At 65.5% G+C, this 537-nt stretch carries 1 pseudogene; it reads right to left on the reverse strand.

The annotated features are described in order from the left end of the window. Window positions 1-518: pseudogene (locus tag EN914_RS37800) on the reverse strand (hypothetical protein); the annotation flags it as partial. Between the last annotated feature and the right edge of the window lie 19 nt (window positions 519-537).

The raw sequence follows: 537 nt of genomic DNA on the forward strand, positions 1-537 counted from the left end.
TGCGTGTTTGTCGCACCGCCCATGCCGCCACCGCCGCCGATGGACATGGCGAGGATGCCGACCGAGTTGAACCCGCTTGTGCGGATCTCGCCCGAATTATCGACTGCGACACCGACCTTGCCATCGAAACAAGTGGCATTGCCACCGGCGTCCGCGGCACAGGCGGCATCGTTGCCTTCGCCGCCATTGCCGCCGATGCTGACATTTGCGGTAACGCTCGTGCCGGCGGTGCCGCCGACGTGGAAGGCCTGCGTGTTTGTCGCACCGCCCATGCCGCCACCGCCGCCGATCGATTGGGCAACAATGCCGGACGAATAGTCGCCGTCGGTGGTCAAATTGGCGGAATTCGTAACATCCACGGCACCGGACTTGTTGCCTGTGCCACCCGCCCCGCCGACACCAACGTTGACGGCGACGTTGACGCCGTTTTCTGTACCGAGATCGGCCGTCGCGCCATTGGTCGCTCCGCCGTTGCCGCCGCCGCCGCCGATCGACTGGGCAACGATCGCGGCGCTCATGTCCCCACCCGTCTTGATC

The sequence above is a fragment of the Mesorhizobium sp. M7A.F.Ca.CA.001.08.2.1 genome (genome assembly GCF_003998455.1).
Classification (GTDB): domain Bacteria; phylum Pseudomonadota; class Alphaproteobacteria; order Rhizobiales; family Rhizobiaceae; genus Mesorhizobium; species Mesorhizobium ciceri.